Source organism: Alistipes sp. CAG:29, from assembly GCF_000435435.1.
GTDB lineage: Bacteria > Bacteroidota > Bacteroidia > Bacteroidales > Rikenellaceae > Alistipes > Alistipes onderdonkii.
Genome location: NZ_FR893450.1, coordinates 1 through 5,243 on the forward strand (window position 1 = coordinate 1; position 5,243 = coordinate 5,243).

Sequence of the window (5,243 nt, forward strand, 5' to 3'; positions counted from 1 at the left end):
GTTATGTCCAACTTTTGGGGTGCAGTTCATAGCCTTTTCCCCGCAATTTTCGTATATTTGCAGGCTATAAGCTGTGTCCATGCTCGAAAAACTTGCAAAACAGACTGCCGTCTACGGTATCAGTACCATTGCCGTAAGGTTCCTGAGCTATTTGCTCACGCCTTACTATACCCGTATTTTCGGGCAGGAGACCTATGGCGTCGTCACGGATATCTACGCCCTGATCCCGCTGGCACTCACGCTGCTGACGATGGGTATGGAGTCGAGCTATTTCCGTTTCTCGGCTAAAGCCGAAGAGGCGGGCGGCGACGTGAAGGCCGCCAAACGCAGGCTTTTTGCCACGACATGGGGCGTCACCTCGCTTGCCGCCGCCGTTTTCTTTGTCGTCGTCGCCTTCTTCCGCGACGGGATTTCGCACCTGATGGGCGAGGCCTATGTGGCACATCCCGAATACATCGTCTGGGTAGGGCTCATCATCCTGTTCGACGTCTGGTCGTGCCTCCCCTTCTCACGGCTGCGCGAGCAGGGGCGGGCGATGCTGTTCGTCGGACTCAAGGCGATGGGCGTCGTGCTCAATGTCGTCCTGGCCGTGGCATTCGGCCTCGCCGGGCTTTTTTCCACCGGGTTCGGCGTGGGGTGGGTCTTCGTCGCCAACCTTATCGCCAGTGCCGTGACGTGGCTGGTAATCCTCGCCACCGTCGACCGCACCGTGCCGAAGATCAACTGGGCTCTGCTGGCCGCTGTTTTCGCCTATTCGCTGCCGTTGCTCATCGGCGGGCTGGCGGGTACGGCCAACGAGTTCATCGACCGCCAGCTGATCAAATACCTCGTGCCCGAAGGGGCCATGGCAGAGCTGGGGGTTTACGGCGCTATCACCAAGATCGCCGTGGTGATGATGCTTTTCTACCAGATGTACCGCCTTGCTGCCGAGCCGTTCTTCCTTTCGAACTTCAAAAAGTCCGATTTTGTGCAGATGAACGCCGCGGCGCTGAAATACTATGTCATGGCTTCGATGCTGATCTTCCTCGGCATCGCCCTGTTCCGCGACCTGTTCGCGCTGATCGTGGGACGCGATTTCCGCGAAGGGATCTTCATCCTCCCGGTCGTGCTCGGGGCCAACGTGCTGACGGGCGTGTGGCTCAACCTCTCGTTCTGGTACAAACGCGAGGAAAAGACCTCGCTGGCAATCGTCGTCACGGGTGCCGGGCTCGTCGCCATGATGGCCTTCGGTTTCTGGTTTATCCCGCTGTGGGGATACTACGGGGCTGCCTGGGCCCGGCTGGCGAGCGAGTCGGCGATGGTGGGTGTGAGCTGGTGGCTCAACCGCCGGTTTTACCCGACGCCCTACGACTGGCGGCGCATCGGCGAGTATGTGGCCGTGGCGCTTGCGGTCTTTGCGGCCTGCGAAGCAGTAACGGCCTTCGACGGCAATAAATTGATAACCTATGCGTTTAATATAGTGCTGTTTGCGGCTTATGCCGTCTACCTCGTCCGCCGCGAGCGGATCGATGTCGGGGCGATGCTGAGAGCGGCGCTGAAACGGAAATAGACAATGCCGAGACACCTGTATATCCGAACCGTGCTTGCCGGGGCGAGTGTGAACCCGGTGGGGAAATGATATGGCGATGAAACGGAAGGTGAAAGAGAAGGCCGTGGTGCTGGCGATGAGTTTCGTGCTCTTCATGGGAGGTGTATTTGCGCTTTCGATGGATCGCGGCAACGGCCGTACGATCGTCCTGGTATTCGTTGTGCTGGCGCTGCTGGCTATCGCCGCCCGGCAGACGATACGGAGTTTGAAGAAGAAAAAGGAGTAGAAGATATGCGTTTTGCAGACATAACGGGACAGGAGGATCTGAAACGGCATCTGGTGCAGAGTGTCGATGCAGGGCGGGTGAGCCATGCCCAACTCTTCACAGGGCAGGCGGGTGCGGGTGCCCTCGCCCTTGCCGTGGCCTATGTGCAATACCTTTGCTGCCACCATCGCCATGACGGCGATTCGTGCGGCGAGTGTCCCGACTGCAGGCAGATCGCTGCGTTGGCGCACCCCGATCTGCACCTGGTTTTCCCGGTCAACAAGCAGGGGAAGAAATCCGGCGAGGTGATGCGCAGCGATGAATTCCTGCCGCTGTTCCGCGCGGTTTTCTCCGAAAACGGCGGCTATTTCTCGGCGCAGGACTGGTACGAACGCCTCGACCTGGGCAAGACGCTCAAAGGCATGATCGCAGCCCGTGAGGCCGACGAAATCATCCGCAAACTCTCGTTCAAGAGTTTTGAGGCCGACTATAAGACGATGCTGATCTGGCTCCCGGAAGCGATGAACGAGGAGGCGGCTAACAAGATCCTCAAGATCTTGGAGGAGCCTTGGGAAAAGACGCTTTTCCTGCTGGTTTCCGAGCAGCCCGACCGCCTGTTGCCGACGATCATTTCGCGTACACAGGAGGTCGCCGTGCCGCGCATCGCACCCGACGTCCTGGAACGTGTGGCCCGCGAGCGGGGGATCGCCGATCCGGTGAAAGCCCGTAACATGGCCCGTCTTGCAGGGGGCGACCTGCTGGAACTGAAACACCTCGTGGCCGGCGAGAGCGATGCCTTGCGGAAAGAGAATTTCGACCTCTTCTGCGGGCTTATGCGGCTAAGCTACAACGACAAGCATCTGGAACTCGTCGCCTGGGCCGAAGATGCCGCACAGCTTTCGCGCGAACAGCAGCGTGCTTTCCTGCGGGATGCCGCGCGCCTCTTGCGCGAGAGTTACATGCTCCATGCGGGCATCGGCGAAGTCTGCTACCTCTGGGGCGAGGAGCTGGCTTTCTGTACCAAATTCGCCCCTTTTATCGGATCGCAGAATATAGAACCGCTCATCGGCGAGATCGAAAGCGCTTTGGCGCAGATTTCGCAGAATGGCAATCCGACGATCGTATTCACCCATTTTGCCCTTGCGGTGAGCAAAATGATAAAACGACTCTGACTTATGGCACGTGTAGTACTTCTTACCGGCGGCAATACCGGCGACGTGAAACGGACGCTCCAGGCTGCGCAACAACTCATCAACGCCCGCGTGGGCGCCGTGCTGCGTTGTTCGCACCGTTACGAGAGCAAGCCGTGGGGCTTCGATGCCGAACAGCATTTCTCGAACCAGGCGCTAGAGGTATCCACCGACCTGCAACCGCTCGAGGTGCTTGAGGCCGTGCAGGCCATCGAGCAGGAACTGGGCCGCAACCGCGCGGCCGAAGCGGTCGAGAAAGCCCGTACGGGCGTGATCTACACCTCGCGGCCGATCGACATCGACATCCTCTTCTACGACGACGAGGTGATCGCAAGCGAGCGGCTCACCGTTCCCCACCCGCTCCTCTCCGAGCGGGAATTCGCCCTGGCCCCGCTGTGCGAAATCATGCGCCAGCGCCGCCACCCGGTCACGGGGCAGACCATGGAGGAGATGTACGAGGCCCTGCGCCCGAATGAAAATTAAAAAAGAGAGAACATTGAAAAGGGGACGAATAATAACGTTGTTCATGGCCGTCGTGCTGTTCGCGGGATGTTTCAAGGAGGTCTCGTACAGGACGGACTATGTGCTCAAGCCGCTTGTGCAGGAGAACTCGGGCGATGTCGCCCAATTGCTTCCCGAGGGGAAGGCGCAGGCTTTTGCCCATGCTGCCGACACGGTCTTTTGGGAGGTCGCTTCTTACGAAGACGCCCTGGCCGGGATCATTACGCGGCGGGACAACCCGTCCGAAAAACAGACCGTGCCGCTCGTGACGGCCGAACCCTACCAGCAGGAAGGGATTGCCGGATGGCTCTCGATGCGGATCGACAAACCTTCGGTAATGGTCGTCGCGGTCGATACCGAGCACAGGATTTACGGCTATACCCAGCAGGAGATCGCCGAGAATTTCCCCAAGCTCTACGTTTCCGTCGTCTTCAAGCCGTGGAAGGAGGGGACGGAATACAAGGACGGCAACTGGATTTTCCGCAACCAGTTCTATGTGCCTCCGACCTATCTCGATTGTTACATCGCACCTTCGGTGCAGGCCGAGGAGGGCGGCGAAACGACCGAGCCCTCGAAACTCAAGGCCTATGCCTATGCCGTCGATACGACGGCGTGGAGGATCGCCTCGTATGTCGATGCCGCGGCCGGTGTCATCACCTCGAAGAACGACCCGTCGCAAACCCGTTCCAACCCCAATTTCACCGCCTCGAAAGAGGAGTCGGGCGATTACGGCATGGAAGTGAGCAGTTCGACGCTGATGGTGGTCGTGGTCGATCAGACCAACGAGGTTTACGCCTATTCGAAGCAGGAGGTCGACCTCGACGGCGAGCCCGTGACCTTCCCGATCGTCTTCCGCACATGGCGCCCGGAATACCTCTATGTCGAGGAGGGCTGGCGTGTGGTCAATGAAAAGAACGCCGACCCGGAACAGGAGGGTTCGGATACAAGTAAATGATAACGATGGATATCCGCAAAAGACATATCGTCCGCACGCTGCGTGCCGCCGTGCTGCTGCTTTTCGTTTCGGCCTTTCTGAGCCGTTGCGCGAGCATGATGACCCCCACGGGAGGGCCCCGCGACTCGTTGCCCCCGGTCATCGTGAACATGACGCCCGACAACTTTTCGACCAACCGGCCGCTCGTGAACCACGAGAAGATCTACATCGAGTTCGACGAGTTCGTGCAGCTCAAGGATCAGCAAAAGGAGTTCTTCACCTCGCCGCAGATGAAGAAGAAACCGCTCGTTTCGCTGCGCGGACGGGGGGTCGTCATCCAGTTGCGCGACACGCTCGAGGCGAATACGACTTATGCGCTCAACTTCGGCAGCGCCATCCGTGACAACAACGAGGGCAACCCGCTCTACTCGATGCGTTATGTCTTCTCGACGGGGCCCGAGATCGACTCGATGGTCATGTCGGGTTATACGGCCGACAGCTATAAGGCCGACTCCGTGTCGAAGAGCTTCATCTGGTTCTTTCCCGCCGATTCGGTGGAAAATGTCGCCGAATACGACTCGACGATCTTCAAGTACAAGCCGGCCGTCATCGCCCGCGCCGAGAACAACGGTATCTTCATCGCCCAGAACCTCAAGCCGATCGCTTACCGCGTCTATGCCGTCCAGGACAAGAACGACAACCAGATTTATGAACCCGGTTCCGACCAGGTAGGCTTCCTCGAAGGCACCTACAACCCCCGTGAGCAACCCGATTTCGCCATGTGGTACGATTCGATCCGCCAATATGTCGTGGCTGAACCGCAGC

At 58.9% G+C, this 5,243-nt stretch carries 6 protein-coding genes; all 6 read left to right on the forward strand.

The window, feature by feature from the left end; translation table 11 throughout:
* Positions 1-79 precede the first annotated feature (79 nt).
* Positions 80-1,549, forward strand: a complete 1,470-nt coding sequence (locus tag QVP03_RS05315; RefSeq protein WP_022332528.1) for a lipopolysaccharide biosynthesis protein — start codon at positions 80-82, stop codon at positions 1,547-1,549.
* A gap of 76 nt (positions 1,550-1,625) precedes the next feature.
* The gene (locus QVP03_RS05320) at positions 1,626-1,814 is read left to right on the forward strand and encodes a hypothetical protein (protein WP_022332529.1); all 189 of its coding nucleotides are present in this window, start codon (positions 1,626-1,628) and stop codon (positions 1,812-1,814) included.
* 5 nt (positions 1,815-1,819) lie between these two features.
* Positions 1,820-2,965, forward strand: coding sequence for a DNA polymerase III subunit (locus tag QVP03_RS05325; protein ID WP_022332530.1), 1,146 nt, complete (start codon positions 1,820-1,822; stop codon positions 2,963-2,965).
* A 3-nt stretch (positions 2,966-2,968) separates the two neighbouring features.
* Positions 2,969-3,466, forward strand: a complete 498-nt coding sequence (gene folK / locus QVP03_RS05330) for a 2-amino-4-hydroxy-6-hydroxymethyldihydropteridine diphosphokinase (RefSeq protein ID WP_022332531.1) — start codon at positions 2,969-2,971, stop codon at positions 3,464-3,466.
* A 13-nt stretch (positions 3,467-3,479) separates the two neighbouring features.
* On the forward strand, positions 3,480-4,439 hold the full coding sequence (locus QVP03_RS05335; protein ID WP_256166555.1) for a hypothetical protein: 960 nt from the start codon (positions 3,480-3,482) through the stop codon (positions 4,437-4,439).
* 5 nt (positions 4,440-4,444) lie between these two features.
* The coding region (locus QVP03_RS05340) for an Ig-like domain-containing protein (RefSeq protein WP_288210656.1) at positions 4,445-5,243 on the forward strand (799 nt) is incomplete at its 3' end.